We start from the raw sequence: 17,726 nt of genomic DNA, 5'->3' as shown, positions 1-17,726 counted from the left end.
GGATAGCAGGCCTGCTATCTTCTTGCTCAAGCATGTTTTATGATATTTTAACCAATGTTATTTTAAATCGCTGGTTCACCCCTACAGCAGTGTGGATAAGTCATTAGAAATAGGATTTAATCAGTGGTTTCGAACCGTCCCCGTGAGTCAGAACTAATTCTAAAAAGGTTGTTAGGGTTTTCGCCCTGACAACCTTTTGCATTTCTTGTTATTGTTTGGCACCCATGAGCATTTCGTCAATGGCCTGGGCTGCTTTTTTGCCTGCGCCCATGGCCAGAATTACCGTGGCTGCGCCGGTCACGGCGTCGCCGCCGGCGTAGACACGCTCGCGGCTAGTAAGGCCGGTTTCTTCGTCAGCTACGATACACTGCCATTTATTGATTTCAAGACCTTTGGTGGTTGTAGAAATAAGCGGGTTAGGCGAAGTGCCGAGCGACATGATGACAGTGTCTACTTCCATGATAAACGCAGAGTTAGGCACTTCAACCGGTTTTCTCCGGCCTGAGGCATCAGGCTCACCCAGTTCCATTTTAATGCACCGTAAACCGGTTACCCAGCCTTTGTCATCTACCAAAATCTCAGTCGGATTAGTCAGCACGTCAAAGATGATCCCTTCTTCTTTGGCATGATGTACTTCTTCAACACGGGCAGGCAATTCAGCTTCTGACCGGCGGTAGACAACGTGGGTTTCAGCACCCAGGCGGGCGGCTGTTCTGGCGGCGTCCATAGCTACGTTGCCGCCGCCGACGACAGCTACTTTGCTACCCACTTTAATAGGGGTCGCATATTCCGCCTTAAAGGCTTTCATCAGATTATTACGGGTTAAAAACTCATTGGCAGAGAATACACCGTTGGCATTCTCACCCGAAATCCCCATAAACTTGGGCAGACCGGCGCCTGAACCGATAAATACAGCTTCAAAGCCTTCTTCATTTAGAAGTTCGTCAATGGTTACCGTTTTACCGATAATGACGTTAGTCTCAATGCGGACACCCATCTTCTTGAGGTTTGCGATCTCGGATTTTACCACTGTTTCTTTAGGCAGACGGAACTCAGGGATACCATATACAAGCACGCCACCCGGTTCGTGCAGCGCTTCAAATATCGTTACCTCATATCCTTTACGGGCAAGATCACCGGCACAGGCTAACCCCGCCGGGCCGCTGCCGATGACAGCTACCTTTTTGCCGTTTTTCGGTGCAACGTCGGCAGTGTCAATTTGGTTTTCCCGGGCCCAGTCGGCAACAAACCGTTCAAGTTTGCCAATGGCTACAGCCTCGCCTTTAATACCCAGAATACACTTGCCTTCACACTGGGTTTCCTGCGGACAGACGCGGCCGCACACAGCAGGCAGAGCGCTGGCCTTGGCAATAACTTTAGCGGCTTCGGTAATTTCACCTTTTTTAACATGACTGATAAATGCCGGAATATCTATAGCTACCGGGCAATCGCCCACACATTTTGCATTTTTGCAATTTAAACAGCGGGCTGCTTCGGCAACCGCTTCTTCCAGCGAATAGCCCAAGCATACTTCTTCAAAATTAGTGACCCGCGCTTTAGCACACTGTTCCCGTACTGGTACTCTGGCTGCTTTGCTCATTATTTATTACCTCCACAGCACCCGCCGGTATGGCTGGTTTTTTCGGCCTCAAGCAGGCATCGGCCTTCCTCAGTTTTATACATTGCCTGACGTCGCATGGCTTCGTCAAAATCAACCAGGTGACCGTCAAATTCCGGACCATCGACACAGGCAAATTTAATATCGTCGCCGACAGTGACGCGGCAGGCGCCGCACATGCCGGTGCCGTCAACCATGATCGGGTTTAAGCTGATGGTTGTCTTAATGTCATATCCTTTTGTCAGTTTGGCCACAAATTTCATCATAATCATTGGGCCAATAGCAATAACATGGTCATATTTAACGCCGCCGTCAATCAGTCCTTTTAAAACGTCGGTAACAAGCCCCTTACGGCTGTAAGAGCCATCGTCGGTGGTAACATATACATTAGCACCTAAAGCTTTCATTTCCTCTTCGAGAATTACGAAGTCTTTAGAGCGCGCGCCGATAATTACGTCAACCTGAACACCACGCTGCTGCAGCCATTTTACCTGCGGGTACACCGGAGCAGTTCCCACGCCGCCGGCAACAAAAACAAAACGTTGTTTCTTCAAGTCATCAATGTCGTCATAGATAAATTCAGAGGCTTCACCAAGCGGCCCGGCAAAATCAGTGAAATAGTCACCAACCTCGTAGCCAGCCATCTCCATGGTCGACTGACCTAAAGTCTGAAATACAATTGTGACAGTTCCTCTATCAGCATCATAATCACAAATGGTTAACGGAATTCTTTCGCCTTTTTCGTTCATTTTAACAATAACAAACTGGCCGGGTCTGGCCGATTTAGCCACCCGGGGAGCTTCTACATCCATTAAATAAATTTGCGCTGCCAATTTTCGTTTTTCGACTATTTTGAACATTCCAGCCTTCCTCTCCTACTTCGACATTGTGCGACAAAAATTCGGCATGAGAATTATATCACAGATTGCCATGGTTGGGAATAGGAAAAAGCCGCGGCTATATGCCACGGCTACGGGTTACACCCGGGTAATCTCGTACCTGGTAATTGCGCCACCGGCCTTAGTAACGGCGGTTTGCTTAAGAGCAAAGCCAGGATTAAGGATACTAACAAAGGCGGTAAGCCATTCGTTGTAAAGATTTTTCATCATTTTTCCGTCAGCCCCAGCCCGCTTCCAGTTAGGTTCCTGCAGGCAAACTTCACTCTCCCAGACCATTTTGTCAGGTGTGCTTTCCAGCACAGAGTCAGCCTGGTCACAAGGCATACCATTCAGGTAGTAGTCGTTTATTGCTTTGTAAATGCCGGTCGCGGTGGAGGTTTCGTACTTACCCTGAGCATCGGCGTGGCGGGCGCAGTGAGCACCATGTTCCTGGAAAGCCCTTTGCGCTACGTCAATAGCAGCATCACCGCAATTGTCAACCAGAGCTTGGATAAAAGCGGCTTCCCGGCTTTCAGCCACATTAATCTGCCGCTGCAGCCAACCATGGATATTGCTCTGGTCGATGTGTTCTGTTAAATCTGTATCAGGCAACGGTTCACCATAGCTTTGCCATGCCTGAGCACGGGCTTCTTCAGCCGTACCACCACACAAATTTTCGGCCCCTTGGTAAATCACTTGTTCACGCTCAATGACATGGCGAATTTTGTTATATAACCAGTAATGGATAGGTGCTAAAAAGGCACTCATAATATCTCCTCCTACAATTATTAGTTTACTTATTAGCCGGAACGACTTTATTCAGTGCGGCCAGCAGTTCTGTTAAATTCAACCCGTGGATTTCAGCCGCTTGGGTAACAGGCTCGCCGGTTGAGGACGGGCAGCCAAGACACCCCATGCCAAAGGAACGGAATACCGGGATGGTCTGTGGGTAAACCCTGATAATGTCGCTGATTACACTGTCACCTGTAATGGGGTCACCAAATACCAAATCACCTTCAGTAAGACCGCCAGGTATGGGCACAATTTTTTCTCCAGCCTCAGATTGAGATACTTTAGGTTCGGTAACGGCGCTTTTTTCACCATAAAACTCGGCCAGAACATCGGTTTTGAATTTCTCCAAGCCAATGCGTTCAATGAATTGACCAATACGTTCAATATCGGCATGTTTTTGGTAATAGCGCATAATGATGTCAACAATTCGCAGGGTATCCTCATAATCAAGGCTTGTAATGATTCTGTCAGCTAAGCGTGGATGGGAACCAGCGCTGCCGCCGACATAGACATCCCAGCCTTCGTCAGTACCAATGACACCAACGTCTTTAACTACAGATTCCCCACAAGAGTTAGGGCAGGCTGAAACCCCCATTTTGATACGGCTTGGCATTTCTTTTTTGATATAACGTTTGTCAAGTTCCAAACCAAGCTTAATGCTGTCTTGCTTGCCACGTTTGCAAAAAGCTATCCCCGGGCAGATCTTAACACTACGCACACAGTTGGCAAAGCCAAGCGCTGGCGTCATACCTAGATCTTCCCAGATGCTTTCAATATCTTCTGCCTTGAGTCCGGTAATCATAATGCGCTGAGCTGAGGTCAGCTTCATGGTACCGCCATATTTCTTGGTAACATCTACGTATTTTTGCATTACCTCAGGTTTGATAAATCCCCCAGGCAGATGCGGGGTTATGGCATAAGTACGTTTTCCGTCCCTGATTTTTTGCAGGTTTGCTCCTTTGGGCAGCATACTGCCACCTCCTCAATGTTCTTAATTTATTTTTTACCGAAATAGCTGGGGTTATTAATGACCGCCAGATTCAACATCATGCTGTGCTTTCTCATCCTGTTGGAAAGTATAACTTTCCGTCTGGATAAGGGCAACATCGGCTTTCGCTTTCGCCAAAGGCTCGGCGGAAGCCGTGTTTTCTTTATAAATAGTATCCATAAACTTAATCAGCGGACTAAGTTTTACAATAGTGTGGGCGCCTTTCATCCATACCTGCTGGCGAAACACCTCGATGATCTCTTCGCGGGTAGCGCCGTGGTTTAAGGCCTTCAAGAGTTCCAGCTTGGCGCGTACATCATCATCGCCATAGACAGCAGTCGCTAGTGCAATAAGGTAACGGTATTTTAAAGGAATAACACCTTCGCCCCAGATAATATGGTGATACTCACTAATGATTTTCTGCATATCCTCGCCTAAATCGCCTGCTCCCATACCACATGGAGGCACAAATCCGAACTGTTTTTTAAACTCGGCAATCATTTGCTGTTTATCAAAATTAGCCATTGCTTTTGTCTCCTTCTAGCTTTATATCTTGAGTATATTGTATTATAAAGTTTGCTCCCATTCATTGGCAGACATCACAGTATGGTGTGATTTTCGTCACACCAAAACGAGGGTAAAATATCTTTACATAGTTTGCCGGTATCAGGACGAAACTAAACTTCGAAAAACTGAAGGAGGCAAAGAAATATGAAGAAACTGCAATTCTGCGAAAACAATCTGAAACACGAGGGCATGGAAGAGCTTGTGGAAAAATGCCGGGCTGAGTTTAAAGACGTCGAGATCTCCGTGGAACCTTGTTTAGGCGAGTGCGGCGACTGTGCGGAAACATATATCGCTAAAGTTAATGACAGCTTAGTCACAGCAGATACAACCCATTATTTATTTGAAGAAATCGAAAACGCTTAACGGATAAACATACAAAGAAGCCAGCTACCTTTGACAAGTAGCTGGCTTCTTTGTATGGAAGCCGATGTTCCCTTATCCTGGGAATGTTATGCTTTCTATCTGGACAAAAAACCGCCTGCTAAAGGCGGTATATAATTATAACTCGATATACTCCTTTAGCTTGGCGGCATACGCTCTGCCTACTGGAACTTCCGTGCTTTTCCCTGTCCCTGTTTTTTGCAGTATCAATATATATCCTTTATTAAACCAGGTTGCAATCTCTTTAATCTGATTAACGTTCACAACAAAGTTCCGGTGACAGCGAAAAAAGCGATCTGATGGCAATTTGGATTCGAAGTCTTGCAAAGTAAGCTTGGTCCGGTAATTCTCGCCATCAAGGGTTTTAATGTACACAAGCCGGTCTTTAGCGTAAACAATCTCGATCTTATCACTATCAATGACCTCCATTCGATCTCCTTTTTCAACAGAAAACTTACGGACGGCACATGATTTTGATACTTCTATATTTCCACTTGATTTTGGTTTTACAGTTGACCTGGCAAGCATTTTTTCAAACTTCCCCATGACTCGCTCAATATCAAGCTCATCGTAAGGTTTAAGAATATAGTCCATCGCATTTACCGCAAACGCTTTTAGTGCATATTCGTCGTAGGCGGTGGCAAAAACCACTGCAGGCGGTTCTTCGCAGGCAATAAGTTTTTTTGCTACTTCAAGTCCGGTCATTCCAGGCATCTGAATATCCAGAAAGGCAATATCCGGCTTATAGGTTGTTATCAACTGCAAAGCGGCCTCCCCATCATGCGCGACGCCTACTATCTGAAGATCGGGATAAGTCTCCAGTAATAAAGATTGCAGCTCCACAGCCATCAATCTTTCATCATCCGCAATAATAACTTTTACGCCCTTCAACCGTGTCATCTGGCGCCGCCTCCTGCCAAGGTAAACGAATAGACACGCAGGTGCCTTCGTTTTCTTTACTCTCTATCGAAATACCAAATTCATTGCCAAACAGCCGTTGAATACGGGCATGAACATTATTAAGTCCAATACCTATCCCTTCGGCAATCCGGGAAACAGGTTGTGTTTCCAAAAGCTGCGCAAGACACTCCCCAGTAATACCAACTCCGTTGTCTTGCACCGAAATACAAACGGTTTTACCTTCCCTACGTACGCGGATTTCGATAACACCACCCTCTTTTTTGGGCGAAAGAGCATGTTTTACAGCGTTTTCAACAAGCACTTGCACAGCAAAAACAGGTACTCGCTGGCCGTAAGTTCCCGGATCTATGGCTTTGACAATTTGAATCCGGTCACCGAATCGGGCTTGTTCCAGGCGGATATAACTATCCACAAAATCCATTTCTTCCTCTACTGTATTCATTTCTTTACCCGCACGGATATGCCGTCTAATAATATCAGACAAATCCTTGATTAACGAACGGGCTTGTTCTGGATCTGTCCTTGTTATAGCTCTGATAGTGCCTAAGGTATTAAACATGAAGTGGGGATGGATTTGGGCGCGAAGTGAATTATACTCAGCTTGTGCCAGTAGCATAGTTTTAGCTTCAAGTTCACCATGTAACAGCTGTAAGCTCAAAAAGTCCGCAATCCCCTGCACTAACTCAGCCTCATAGGAAAGAATAACACCGGCACCTGTTTTATACACCTTAATACTCCCCTGAAAGCGGTTATTCACAAGTAAAGGTGCATCAATTACCGCAGTAAGAGGACAGGACTCCACCGGGCAACCAATACTTTCCTTGTCATTGGTGATAACGGTATGTCGGTTTCGCATAGCTAGTTTAGTAGCTTGCGTAATAAAAGGCTGTCCAATAATATGGTGGTCATCACCCTCTCCGATAAAAGCCAGCACTTTTTCTGTATCTGTGACTGCTACAGCGTCTGCTTCTATCTCTGAATAGATGATTTCTGCTACACTTTGTGCTGATTTTATTGTTAAACCGTTCCACAAAACTCCGTTGGTTTTTTGGATGACCTGCATGGCCTGCTGCGCCGCCCTGGCCTGAACCTTCTCTTGCTCTTGATATACGTCGCGTACAATATACACAAACAGCATAACTCCAAGACAATTGGCGATGGTCGTTGGAATGGCAATAACCCGTTCTAATTCCCACGCGGCTTCAAACGAACTCGAAAAAGCCAGTATCATGAGCTTGAGGATGACTTCAGAGCCAAAAGATACGGCAAGTGCTGTTTTCACCCCAATATTTCGGACACCGTACCGGGAATAAACCAATCCGCTTAGATAGCCCACCAAAACATTGGTGACAACAGCCGGAATCACGGTATAGCCACCCATAAAATACCGGGGGATACCGCCGATAATGCCTGCCCCCAACCCCACAATCGGCCCTCCCAAGAGCCCGCCCGCAACAGCCCCAACAATGCGGGTATTGGCTAATGCTCCCATAATGGGAATGCTGAGATAATTCCCAAGTCCTGAAAAGAAACCGAAAATACAAATTAATACAAGCTTATCCCGAAACCGGTATTGCGTCTGACTGAGCGCCCGGCGAAACGGCGGCAGCTGGGTCGTCAAATACGCAGCTACCCCCAGTACAGCAATGTTTTTTATTACGTCGTCCATTAGGCTGAAGTACACGCCAATCACCCCAAAATAGCAAAACCTTTAATTACATTGTAACACAATAAGCGCCGCAACTTATAATCTAAACATATCTACAACGCCTTGTAATTCTTCGGCAAGTCGGGCCAGGCTTTGGCTTGATGCCGCAATTTCCTCCATGGCAGCTAAATGCTCCTGGGTAGCCGCAGACACACGGCTCACGTGACTTCCTCCTTCAAAATCATTTCTACCACCATACTAGTTTCTTATCTGACCACACGACATAAAATTACGACCAAGCGCAGGAATTGACTGACAAACCCTGTGAATCTGCCAACAAAAATTACAGGGACTATTATTGGGCAAAAAAAAAGCGCCCAACGGCGCTTTTGCGTAATTACACTTCTTTATATCTGTCAAGCCTTTTTACATCTAAAATAATAATTTGCTGGTCGCTAAAATCAAGGACTTTGTCTTTTTTCATGGAACTTAGCACCCGGCTTACGGTTTCACGGGTTGTTCCAACTAGATTGGCCAGGTCCTGACGGGTCATATCAACATCAATCTGAATGCCTCCGGCAACTGGCCGGCCATACTGCTGGGACAGCCGGATAAGAATTTGTGCTGTACGCGAAAAGGTATCTGACAGTGCCAGGGTTTTTATCTTCATTTGAGCGTGCAGCAGCTTCTTACTCATGACTCTGATGATATGAAGGGCGATACGGGCGTTTTCGGCTACCACATTTTCCAGGTCATTATTTTTTATAATACCAATAACCGAGTCTTCTAATGCGACCGCAGTAGCTGGGTAAGGCCCACGGTTAAAGAGGAGCACCTCGGCAAAGACCTCCCCTGTCCCTAGAATATTGATGATGTGCTCTCTGCCATCTTGTGCCATCTTAACAATCTTCACCTTGCCGCTCTTAACATAGTGGAAGCCCTCACCCGGCTCACCCTCCATAAAGATAATCATATTTTTTTTGTAACGCCGTTCAAGCGTAACATTGCTGATGGCGGCCAAATCAGCAGGGGCCAGCTCCTCGAAAATGGGCAAGTGTTTTAAATATTCGAATTCTACCATGCAAATCTCTCCTCCCCGGTACCCTGACATATATATGTAAAAGTCCAGCTCGTAGGCTGGACTAGTGTCACTTAGTGTCAAATCTGAAATATCCTCTATTCACCGGGGCTGATAGCGCCTACCGGACACACGGCCGCACATGCGCCACAGTCAATACAAAGACCAGGATCAATCACGTATTGGGTATCATCCTCAGAAATAGCCTCAACCGGGCAGACCGACGCACACGCGCCGCATTTAATGCATTCAGAATTAATCTTGTATGCCACTGTTCTTCCCTCCTTTGTTTATTACGCCACCTTACGCTGACGTACTTAAGCTGAATATACTCCTAAACAGCCAAGCTCGTCTGTGATAAAAATCATAGGTTGCATAAGATTATGCTTGTAGTATCTACAACTTTAATGGCTTTTAAGATGCTGGCATTAAGGAAATTGTTGCTTATTACGATATAATTAAATGTGTTTTAGATAAAATTTAGGGAGATACCGTTATGCGCAATTTCTACCGCTTAGTAACAGTGATGCTCTTAGCAGCAGCATTATCAGCCCCGGCCAATGCCGCATCCATCATTAACGGGGATTACGCAGCCTTTGCGCCAAATCCTGATGACGATGTTAAAGTTACCGCTTATGTTGACAGCCGCTATGAACGCTTCACCGATTACGCCAACGGCTATTCAATGCTTGTTCCACACGGCCTGACCGTAGACGCCTCGCTCTCCCCCGTAGTCACAGTGCTGGCTAACGATACCCTGCGGATAGAGATTTTTTATGATAATTTTGCAGGTACGCAGGCTACTGCCAACGATTATATAAGTTATAGCAATAAGTTTATTAATAACACTAGGGAGCATTCTTTGCTGCTTGATGAAACATACCGGCAAAACGGCTTTACTATTCATCTTTTGAATTGGACACGGCGCCCGCTGCAGCGGGTGCCTAATGACAAAAACTATTACTCTAGTATCGAGATAGTGAAGAATCAAAATGAAGTATATACAATCTTGATCAAGTCAACTCAGCCAATTCACAATGCTAAGGAGATTGCTGCCAGCTTTGCATTAACTGAGCGTCAGGGTATAGCGCGTTTCAATATGCCTGCTGCTTTGGACCACACTCCACGTAATGCCGAAACGCGTGCTTTCTACGATAAATTTTTTAGTATGACCAGCCCGCTCCGCTGGGGTATTTTTGAACCAGCAGCGCCCCAGACTTTTGAAAAACTTGATCTTCTGGAAAACCAGCTTAACTATACTTTTCCTATATTGGTACGCTATCAGTCTTTTGATGAAAACCTGCCTAGCCTAGCCCTTGAGTCGGCTTATGCACGTGGCCGTACGGTTGAACTGACGTTGCAGACTAGCCGCTATTTCACCGATAACTCCAGTGCTATGTATGACATCTTAGACGGCAAATATGATGATTATTTTAATCTGTATGCCGAGCAGCTAAAGGCTTTCGGCCACCCGGTTCTTTTTCGTCTGAATAATGAAATGAACGGGGACTGGTGCTGGTATTCAGCCTCTTATTATAGTAAGGATGCTGAACTGTATAAGGCAGTATGGCGGCATGTCCGCACGATATTTAATGATAACGGTGTTGATAATGTGCTTTGGGTATGGAATCCACACGATTTATCTTTTCCCAATTTTAAATGGAACCACTATCTGATGTATTATCCAGGTGACGAGTATGTTGACATTATTGGTCTGACTGGATATAATACCGGCACTTATTTCCATGGCGAAAAGTGGCGCGAGTTCGCCAGCATTTACCCTGATACCTATGCCGAGTATGACCGTCATTTTGCCAAGCCTTTTATGATTACCGAATTCGGCTCTAATTCAGTCGGTGGTAACAAGGCGGCCTGGATGACCAGGATGTTTGATCAAATTGGGCAGTTCAATAAAATAAAGATCGCAATTTGGTGGAACGGCATCGACTATGATGCTTCCGGCAACCCTGGCCGTATCTATATTCTGGATGAGACTGATGAAACAACAGCTGCTTTCCGTCAGGGATTAAAAAAATTCAGCAGGGAATAACTCTTAGGTCCGCCGCCGGTTGCGTTTAATTGACCACATGATAAATTTGCGTGCCTCTACCCGGTTGACAGCTTTATAGCTTTCCATATCATTACCCGCTTTATTCCAGACTGCCTGTAGATTATCACGCTCTCCGGCAACTGCGCAGCCAACCGTTATACTAAGCGGCAACTCTGGGTGAAGTAAGTTATGAAGATCAACATAGTATTTAATGTCTTTTTTACAGTCTTCGACTACCGTCGCTCTGGCATCCGCGATGAGAACAGCAAACTTATCGCCATCCAAGCGAGCCGTTATTTGCTGTGAACCAACCGCTGACAGTAGCGCATTAGCCGCAGCCTTGATGATTGCATCACCAGTCTTGTACCCTAAAAAATCATTAATAACTTTCATACCATCAATGCTGCATACAATAATGCCTTTGCCCGGTTTTCCATCCTCAACAGCAAGCACCTGTTCAAAACCAGCCTGCGTGTACAGGCCTGTCATAGCATCACGTACAGACAGTTCCTCTGCCGGTTCTTTTCCCGGTAGTCGAACCGGTTCTGGAAACACTCCGTCTGTTCTTATTACCGGCGTTTCATTTGTTATGGCAGCAGGCATTTTGTCTGCTGCCATTGTCATTGCCTTAACTGCTGCTGCCAGAGCATTATCAATGACAGCTGACGGTATTTTATCGCCTAATTTGCCAGGAAGCTGCGGGTTGTCGGCCACGGGGTTAGTGTGAATTGCTTCTTGATAGCGGCGCGACAAGACAATTAGCAGCAGCGGTATTACACCTAATAAATACACTAACCCCAGCCAGGTTAGCCACCGGCTGAGCGCCAGTTCGCCGCCACCAACGCCAGGAACAAGTTTTGCGGTGATCGACTCAATGGATTCTTTGCGAATAACCCCATAAACAATCCCTGTTATCTCACCATTGACGGTGACTGGTACTGCTACTACCGTCACGTCTTCTCCCTGCCACCAATCTGTTCCTGTTATCTCACCGGTATACTCCTGTCCGGATGCGGCCGCTGTAAAGTATTTATAGTCACCGATATAGCGCCCAGGAGGCTCAGCAGTATCAACCTGGATTTTCCCGTCCATGCCGGCATACGCTAATGAAGCTAAGCCCGTCCCCGCATCAAGAAAAGAATGAAACTCAGCCGTTATCGCCTCCTGTTTACCAGATTGAGTCCCGTGTAACCTGGCAATTGCCCTGATGTAAGCTGCCTGGCTATCAATCCAGCCTGTCGCGGCTTCGGTCCTAAGCCTTATAATTTCCTGGGTCTGACCTTGCCTAATACCGATTGTATGCTGGTGCTCAACATAAGCAACCTCGGCAATAAAAATAAGTGGCAGCAGCACTGCCGCCATTACCAGATAATTTATATATTTACGCGCCTTCCTAAAATCCAGCATGCAATCCTCCACCAGGCATAGCCTTACTGTAGCTCAACACTCAGATGCCTCTTATTCGTCTTGAGAATATGTTCGCGGCTGGCCTCGCCGTGAAGAGACTTATCGTAATACATTTGCCCATCTGCTTTTTTAAAAATCTCTATTACTGCTACAGGCAGGGCGCTGGACGCCCAGCCAATCGACATCCCAATCGGAATATCCGGCAACCCGGCATTGTACTCAGCAAGCGAGTGCTTAAGCTTAAGCCCTGCTTCGTCAATTGTCTCAACAGAGCTGCCTGTGATGATAATGCCGAATTCATCGCCGCCAATCCGGGCCGCCACTGCACTATCCGGCACTGCTGATTTGATGAGTTTCGCGGCTGCGACAATAAATTCGTCACCGGCGTCGTGGCCCCAAGTGTCATTGACCATTTTGAGCCCATCTAGATCACAGACAATGATCCCTGCCGGGAAGAGGTTTTCGGCCTCAATCCGTTGTATTTCTTTCTCAAAGTAGGCGCGATTATAGAGATTGGTCAATTGATCATGAAAACTTAGGTACTCTAGATGGAGTTTAAGTCTGGTATTATCAATAGCTGAAGAGGTCTGCATTGCAAATATCTCCAACATCTGAACCTGCTCAGGCACTATCTCTTTATCATGGTTAATTTCGATAACAGCAGTAATACTGCCGAAGGAGTTAAGCGGCATCAGCAAATGACTGCGATCTGGGGAAAGCTCATAATGTTTTGCCTTTATTACCCGGTCAATTAGATTACCTTCAAATGCAGCCAATTCATCTATCATCAGCTGCTCACCCTGCAAACTGGCTTTTTGAAGTTTATTCTCAGCGAAAATATAAAGAATTCCCTCCTTAAAACCGAACCCTAGCGGCGAACACAATGTCGTCAGATAATTTGTCAGCACGTCATAGTAATTTCCAGCATCGTGAATGGCTTTAGTGACATAGTGCAACATAACAAACTGGTCAAGTTGCCGCCCTAATAGTTCCTGAAAATGCCGGAGGCTTTCGTTAAGGATTATATTTTCAATTGTAGCTGCCGTCTGCCGGACATACACATCTAAGAGCTGTAAGTCTTCAAAAAAGATACCGCTGGCTTTTTCAGCCAGTATGATCGCTCTAATCACACCTGTTTTTTTCACGATCGGCACCGCAACCTTCAAGTTATCCGGTGATGTAACCGCTACCTTAGTGGTGGCTGCCTGCATGATATAACCAGATCCAAGCTCTACTGTCACCTGGGTAAGTTTGCCGTCTACCAGCGTTAGTTTTGTGGTAAAATCCTCATTATCATCAGGCAGCATAACAGCGACATGATCATAGTTAAAGCCGCAGTCACTTAAGTTGTGCAAGTAGACTTCCCAAAGCCCCTGTGTTGTCTGGCAATCTTGAATATTGCTTGTCAGATAATGCAGCATTAGGTAATTATTGTTTACTTCGGCTATCCTTTGCTGTGTCTGCTTAAGTTGGAGGTTCTCAGCTTCGAGCAGTGCTAGTTTGGCAGTAAGTTCCTCAATGCGCGTGTTCGTTTGTTGTTGTTCTTCCATCTGCCCGCCTCTTTTTGTAAAATATTACGGTACCATTCTGACACAAGCAATAAATATCTTGCCTAGTTAACCCCTACTCCCTTCCCGGCATACAATATAAAAGATAGACTTAGCTTCAGGTAGGTTTTTAACCCATCTGAAGTTTAGTCCACCTTATCCAAAAGACTCAGTGCTTAACTCCCACTTGTAGAAGCTGGGAGTCTTTGAGCAGCTTGGTCATCGGATAAAATTACCGGAGGTGGATGTATGGCTTTGTTCCGTGCCCGTAAAAATAAGCCTAAGGTTTTAGCTGAAGCTGATAGCGCATGCCCTGAATCATGCCCCAGCGATCCGGATTTACTACTCCTAAGAGATGCGGCCGCTGACGAGCGTATAGCAATTGCTTTTTATCTTAACGCTGCCAGAAACTCTTGTACGCCCCGGTTATTTCTCGATGTTGCCGCAGATGAAATGAGGCACTTTGTAGAAATTATGCGGGAGATATCCCGGCTAGACCCGGTACAGGCTGCGCTACTTAGCGAAGCAGGTCTTGATCAGTTAGTAATGAGTCGCCCGCTGTTTAAGTCCAAATCAAAGGCCGCCAAAGAAGCTGAAGCGAACGATGCTCAAGTAACCTTGCCAGACCGTAAAGAGATGCCGACTGTTAACCTGCTAACCAGAGCCCTTAGCGACGAACTCCACGCTACCAATAAATATCAACGTTATATGCTTGCTGCCGAAAACACGGAAGTACAGATCCTATTTTGTAATTTAATGAATGCAGAAAAAGAACATATTGCTGCATTTACTGCGGCGCTGTTTGAGCTTACCAATGAGCCATTGCTGCCGGAAAACGTTTAGACGGTAATAAAAAGGATAGGCCCGATCAACCTATCCTTTACTCCTGCCGCCCTGGTGTACAGGCTGGTTACTGGGCGATTTAGCTTTTGGCGGTACCGCTGTAAGTAACACTTGATGACCTTGACAAGAGACCTTTACCTGGTAATCGACAATTCCTTCTTTATACAGATTGAGCTTAAGTTCCAATAGCGCTTTCCCCACAGCCTCTTTGAGTTCTGGTGTAAAAAAAGCACTATTTATATCCTCTGCCGGCTCTTTCTTTGCCACTTTAATCACTGACTGGACAGGCTGCTCATCATTAACATCTGTCTCAAAAGTCGGCTGTTCATGCCACCCTTTCAGCATCTCACTATCACTAAGATTTTTTTTAATTTTTGCCAAAATAATTACCTCCTGGAAAACATAAAACTAAAATCTGCCACAACAGCAGTAAAGATATCAATCATCGCCTGCCGGTGGTGCTCCCTAAGCGTCCGGGCAATTTCCACCTGAAAAGCGTTATAGTTCTTGCCATAACCGGGATAACGCCGCCCCTCACCCCAACGGTGTGAAGCCAGTGACTGATTTCCCACCCAATGCTTATCAAAAATAACCTTAATGTCTGGGGAAACCTCCCTGACTCTGGCTTTCAGCGTTTCGCCAAACCATTTCTTCACTCTAAACGAGCACGTCTTTCCATGAATTGTCCCCACTTCAATACTAAGCGGTCCATGAGGCTGGTCTTTCATGCCATGAATGCCAATATGCAGGTATGGCCTTGCCAAGTTCCGACTGCCTGGCGCCAGCAGTCCTGCATTATATAAAAACTGGCTTATAACGTCCCGGTATTCCCATACAGCTTCATCATTGCCTTGCCCGGGCGGACGGTTAAGATCAGCAATAGTCCGGGAAACAGTGCCAATAATCCCGGCACAGCCCGCCTTTTCTATAATTCCGGCCACGATCTCATCAGTAAACCGGTCGGCCTTTGGTGAAGCAGCGTGCACAGCATCAACATGGCAATAGTTGCTGCCAAAACAATATTTGATATAATTGCCGGTTTTCAAAATTCCGCCCCCTGCAAATTTTTACCTTCAGGTATAAGACCAACATCGACTTGCGTTTCGCAAACAGTTCAGCCAAGTCGATGTTCTATCCTGATAGAAAGTATAACTTTCTCCTGGATAAGGGCAACATCGGCTTCCGCTTTCGCCAAAGCTCGGCGCAAGCCGTGTTTTCTTTATATCTGCAAGATTATTTTTTGAAATGCAGTAACCGGATATCCCCATAATTCTTTACCTGTTCCGGTAAATCCTGCAAAAAAACACCGGAATTCCAGATATTACTGAAATTCCGGTGTTTGGTTACACAGTGCCGGACAAGCGCAATAAGTTTTGGTCTACATTGGGATCAAGGCTTCCCAGTTCGCTAAATTCTCCCGGATGTAGGATTTCCTTACCTGGCTTGGTATCAAGAACTCCCTGTAATTTTTCGGACACAGTCAACCGCCCCTTTCTTTTATTTACACATTTACACATAATTCCCTGTTCATATCATATTGTATACATCATACAACTACACATGTTTTCTGTCAAGATATATAGCCTATTGATTTAGCGTTTTTTTCTTATAAAGTTTGACCTAAAGCGCCACTAGAGTAGCATGCCCAAAATGACAATAAACATACAAAAACGCCCTGTGTACTGCACAAAGCGTTCTTGTATGTTTATATTTTGCCTGTATATAGACTTGGGCTTTCAGCAGCATTGACACTGGCAGCAAGTTGGTCGAACATCAGTTAGCTAAATTTTTTCCGTGAAACTCCCCAGCTTGATATCCGGGAATGATCGAGTAATTTTTCTAAGGAAATTACGTACACCGCCAGGTTGACCACCTAAAGGCATTGCCGCTAGAAAAGCGTCCGGATCGAAGTTAAGGTTCCTAAGCTGAATCATATCTACTCCGGTGTCACCCAGGAATTCAAGCCAGGCAGCTTGCTCTTCCGGGCGATCGTTGAGCCCGGGAAATAGCAGCATGTTGAGTGATACATATACACCGTGCCTTTTGGCATAAGCAATAGACTGTCTCACATGATCCAGGCTATACCCGGCCTGGTAGTAGGCTTGATAGGTTGCTGGCAAGGCACTGATTATACTGACCCGCATACTGTCCAGGCCGGCATCAACAATGGTTTTGATGCCTTGGGTAAACCCGGCATTGGTATTTATATTGATCTGCCCTCGAGCTGTTGTACTTCGAATGCTTTTAATTCCTGCGGCAATAGCCTCGGCGGCTAGCGATGGCTCACCTTCACAGCCTTGACCAAAGCTAATGATTGGCTCAGGCGCATTCGTCAGATGATATAAGCCGACAGTGGCTATTTCTGCCGGTGTCGGCGAGAAAGAAATACGGCTTTGGGGAGCCGGGCAGCACTCAGCAGGCTGTAGTGAAATACACCCCAGACAGTTAGCGTTGCAAGCCGGCGAGACAGGAATACCGGCTTCCCAGCGCCGGTAAAACAGGTTTTGCGCCGTACAGCAGTGCCACACAAGCGAGCAATTGGCTAAGTGCTCTACTAGACGGTTATTAGGCAAGTCCCGTCTTACCCGTGCAACCCGTTTTTTCAAGTCAGGGGTATTATACCGGTACGGATGCCACTTAGCATTGTCTGCCGTTTTTACAGCAGCCACATAGATTTCATCATTGTAAAGCGCAGCGGCAGTATACCCGAAAAGTGGCAGTTGTGGCGCATCCTGCTGCCGCTCATAAGCAGGCAGCAGGGTACGGGTATAGCCTACCGGCAGCATAGCGGCCACTGCCTGGCGGCCTTTCATTCGTTTAAGAATGCCACCGTCCATATAAACTGCATCCCGCCCCGGCAAAAACATAAGTTCAGCGCCTTCAGGCAGCCGAATCATTTCATCAGGTTTCAAGGCAAGATATTCTGTTCCCAGACGAGCAGCAGCCTGATAGCCGGGCGCATCGAATATTTCACCGTTTTTATCCGCGAAAAGAGCTGTAATCATCAT

Annotated in this window: 18 protein-coding genes and 1 pseudogene; 3 read left to right on the top strand and 16 right to left on the bottom strand. The window is 46.1% G+C overall.

Going from position 1 to position 17,726, the window contains the following annotated elements:
- Positions 1 to 208 precede the first annotated feature (208 nt).
- The 5 genes from gltA to VN447_RS18285 form a co-directional block, all read right to left on the bottom strand.
- A complete protein-coding gene (gene gltA, locus VN447_RS18305; protein ID WP_325526961.1) occupies positions 209 to 1,600 on the bottom strand; it encodes an NADPH-dependent glutamate synthase in 1,392 nt (463 codons plus the stop codon).
- Positions 1,600 to 2,478, bottom strand: a complete 879-nt coding sequence (locus VN447_RS18300) for a sulfide/dihydroorotate dehydrogenase-like FAD/NAD-binding protein (RefSeq protein ID WP_325526959.1) — start codon at positions 2,476 to 2,478, stop codon at positions 1,600 to 1,602. Before VN447_RS18300 ends, gltA begins: the two co-directional genes overlap by 1 nt.
- A gap of 117 nt (positions 2,479 to 2,595) precedes the next feature.
- Positions 2,596 to 3,264 (bottom strand): hypothetical protein, encoded by a 669-nt coding sequence (locus tag VN447_RS18295; RefSeq protein ID WP_325526957.1) that lies wholly within the window; start codon positions 3,262 to 3,264, stop codon positions 2,596 to 2,598.
- A gap of 25 nt (positions 3,265 to 3,289) precedes the next feature.
- Entirely contained in the window at positions 3,290 to 4,258 is a 969-nt protein-coding gene (locus tag VN447_RS18290) for a DUF1858 domain-containing protein (RefSeq protein ID WP_325526955.1), read from the bottom strand.
- A 54-nt stretch (positions 4,259 to 4,312) separates the two neighbouring features.
- A complete protein-coding gene (locus VN447_RS18285; RefSeq protein ID WP_325526953.1) occupies positions 4,313 to 4,801 on the bottom strand; it encodes a carboxymuconolactone decarboxylase family protein in 489 nt (162 codons plus the stop codon).
- A 186-nt stretch (positions 4,802 to 4,987) separates the two neighbouring features.
- On the opposite strand from VN447_RS18285, the gene VN447_RS18280 reads away from it, so the two are divergent.
- Positions 4,988 to 5,206, top strand: a complete 219-nt coding sequence (locus VN447_RS18280) for a DUF1450 domain-containing protein (protein WP_325526952.1) — start codon at positions 4,988 to 4,990, stop codon at positions 5,204 to 5,206.
- Positions 5,207 to 5,341: 135 nt separating this feature from the next.
- Here VN447_RS18280 and VN447_RS18275 read toward each other — a convergent pair whose 3' ends face one another.
- The 5 genes and pseudogenes from VN447_RS18275 to VN447_RS18255 form a co-directional block, all read right to left on the bottom strand.
- Positions 5,342 to 6,124, bottom strand: coding sequence for a LytTR family DNA-binding domain-containing protein (locus VN447_RS18275; RefSeq protein ID WP_325526950.1), 783 nt, complete (start codon positions 6,122 to 6,124; stop codon positions 5,342 to 5,344).
- Positions 6,084 to 7,829, bottom strand: a complete 1,746-nt coding sequence (locus VN447_RS18270; protein ID WP_325526948.1) for a LytS/YhcK type 5TM receptor domain-containing protein — start codon at positions 7,827 to 7,829, stop codon at positions 6,084 to 6,086. Before VN447_RS18270 ends, VN447_RS18275 begins: the two co-directional genes overlap by 41 nt.
- Positions 7,830 to 7,889: 60 nt before the next feature.
- Positions 7,890 to 8,006 (bottom strand): annotated as a pseudogene (locus tag VN447_RS18265) (methyl-accepting chemotaxis protein); the annotation flags it as partial.
- A 184-nt stretch (positions 8,007 to 8,190) separates the two neighbouring features.
- On the bottom strand, positions 8,191 to 8,874 hold the full coding sequence (locus tag VN447_RS18260) for a Crp/Fnr family transcriptional regulator (RefSeq protein ID WP_325526946.1): 684 nt from the start codon (positions 8,872 to 8,874) through the stop codon (positions 8,191 to 8,193).
- A gap of 95 nt (positions 8,875 to 8,969) precedes the next feature.
- Positions 8,970 to 9,143, bottom strand: a complete 174-nt coding sequence (locus VN447_RS18255) for a DUF362 domain-containing protein (protein WP_325526944.1) — start codon at positions 9,141 to 9,143, stop codon at positions 8,970 to 8,972.
- Between the two features lie 224 nt (positions 9,144 to 9,367).
- On the opposite strand from VN447_RS18255, the gene VN447_RS18250 reads away from it, so the two are divergent.
- Positions 9,368 to 10,921: a glycoside hydrolase family 26 protein gene (locus VN447_RS18250; protein ID WP_325526942.1), complete on the top strand. Its 1,554-nt coding sequence runs from the start codon at positions 9,368 to 9,370 to the stop codon at positions 10,919 to 10,921.
- Between the two features lie 3 nt (positions 10,922 to 10,924).
- Here VN447_RS18250 and VN447_RS18245 read toward each other — a convergent pair whose 3' ends face one another.
- Both VN447_RS18245 and VN447_RS18240 read right to left on the bottom strand, forming a co-directional pair.
- Complete coding sequence (locus VN447_RS18245; protein ID WP_325526940.1) at positions 10,925 to 12,328, bottom strand: diguanylate cyclase domain-containing protein; 1,404 nt, start codon at positions 12,326 to 12,328, stop codon at positions 10,925 to 10,927.
- A 23-nt stretch (positions 12,329 to 12,351) separates the two neighbouring features.
- A complete protein-coding gene (locus tag VN447_RS18240) occupies positions 12,352 to 13,878 on the bottom strand; it encodes a sensor domain-containing diguanylate cyclase (protein WP_325526938.1) in 1,527 nt (508 codons plus the stop codon).
- A 246-nt stretch (positions 13,879 to 14,124) separates the two neighbouring features.
- Between VN447_RS18240 and VN447_RS18235 the strand changes: the two genes are divergently transcribed.
- Positions 14,125 to 14,718 (top strand): ferritin-like domain-containing protein, encoded by a 594-nt coding sequence (locus VN447_RS18235; RefSeq protein WP_325526936.1) that lies wholly within the window; start codon positions 14,125 to 14,127, stop codon positions 14,716 to 14,718.
- A 30-nt stretch (positions 14,719 to 14,748) separates the two neighbouring features.
- Here the strand turns inward: VN447_RS18235 and VN447_RS18230 are convergent, their stop codons facing one another.
- The 4 genes from VN447_RS18230 to VN447_RS18215 form a co-directional block, all read right to left on the bottom strand.
- On the bottom strand, positions 14,749 to 15,099 hold the full coding sequence (locus VN447_RS18230) for a hypothetical protein (RefSeq protein WP_325526934.1): 351 nt from the start codon (positions 15,097 to 15,099) through the stop codon (positions 14,749 to 14,751).
- A 5-nt stretch (positions 15,100 to 15,104) separates the two neighbouring features.
- Entirely contained in the window at positions 15,105 to 15,764 is a 660-nt protein-coding gene (locus VN447_RS18225) for a hypothetical protein (protein ID WP_325526932.1), read from the bottom strand.
- A gap of 297 nt (positions 15,765 to 16,061) precedes the next feature.
- Positions 16,062 to 16,196 (bottom strand): hypothetical protein, encoded by a 135-nt coding sequence (locus VN447_RS18220; RefSeq protein WP_325526930.1) that lies wholly within the window; start codon positions 16,194 to 16,196, stop codon positions 16,062 to 16,064.
- A gap of 303 nt (positions 16,197 to 16,499) precedes the next feature.
- Entirely contained in the window at positions 16,500 to 17,723 is a 1,224-nt protein-coding gene (locus VN447_RS18215) for a radical SAM protein (protein ID WP_325526963.1), read from the bottom strand.
- Positions 17,724 to 17,726: the final 3 nt, after the last annotated feature.

This window comes from Sporomusa sp. (genome assembly GCF_035561155.1).
GTDB lineage: Bacteria > Bacillota > Negativicutes > Sporomusales > Sporomusaceae > Sporomusa.
Note: the sequence above shows the minus strand (reverse complement) of the source record. Positions and strands in the feature narration are given on the sequence as shown.

What these genes read in the sequence shown, in the direction of transcription:
- VN447_RS18240 (WP_325526938.1), bottom strand. Translation starts at nt 13,878, where the DNA reads ATGGAAGAACAACAACAAACGAACACGCGCATTGAGGAACTTACTGCC.
- gltA (WP_325526961.1), bottom strand. Translation starts at nt 1,600, where the DNA reads ATGAGCAAAGCAGCCAGAGTACCAGTACGGGAACAGTGTGCTAAAGCG.
- VN447_RS18215 (WP_325526963.1), bottom strand. Translation starts at nt 17,723, where the DNA reads ATGATTACAGCTCTTTTCGCGGATAAAAACGGTGAAATATTCGATGCG.
- VN447_RS18235 (WP_325526936.1), top strand. Translation starts at nt 14,125, where the DNA reads ATGGCTTTGTTCCGTGCCCGTAAAAATAAGCCTAAGGTTTTAGCTGAA.
- VN447_RS18245 (WP_325526940.1), bottom strand. Translation starts at nt 12,328, where the DNA reads ATGCTGGATTTTAGGAAGGCGCGTAAATATATAAATTATCTGGTAATG.
- VN447_RS18290 (WP_325526955.1), bottom strand. Translation starts at nt 4,258, where the DNA reads ATGCTGCCCAAAGGAGCAAACCTGCAAAAAATCAGGGACGGAAAACGT.
- VN447_RS18250 (WP_325526942.1), top strand. Translation starts at nt 9,368, where the DNA reads ATGCGCAATTTCTACCGCTTAGTAACAGTGATGCTCTTAGCAGCAGCA.
- VN447_RS18295 (WP_325526957.1), bottom strand. Translation starts at nt 3,264, where the DNA reads ATGAGTGCCTTTTTAGCACCTATCCATTACTGGTTATATAACAAAATT.
- VN447_RS18275 (WP_325526950.1), bottom strand. Translation starts at nt 6,124, where the DNA reads ATGACACGGTTGAAGGGCGTAAAAGTTATTATTGCGGATGATGAAAGA.
- VN447_RS18280 (WP_325526952.1), top strand. Translation starts at nt 4,988, where the DNA reads ATGAAGAAACTGCAATTCTGCGAAAACAATCTGAAACACGAGGGCATG.
- VN447_RS18260 (WP_325526946.1), bottom strand. Translation starts at nt 8,874, where the DNA reads ATGGTAGAATTCGAATATTTAAAACACTTGCCCATTTTCGAGGAGCTG.
- VN447_RS18300 (WP_325526959.1), bottom strand. Translation starts at nt 2,478, where the DNA reads ATGTTCAAAATAGTCGAAAAACGAAAATTGGCAGCGCAAATTTATTTA.
- VN447_RS18285 (WP_325526953.1), bottom strand. Translation starts at nt 4,801, where the DNA reads ATGGCTAATTTTGATAAACAGCAAATGATTGCCGAGTTTAAAAAACAG.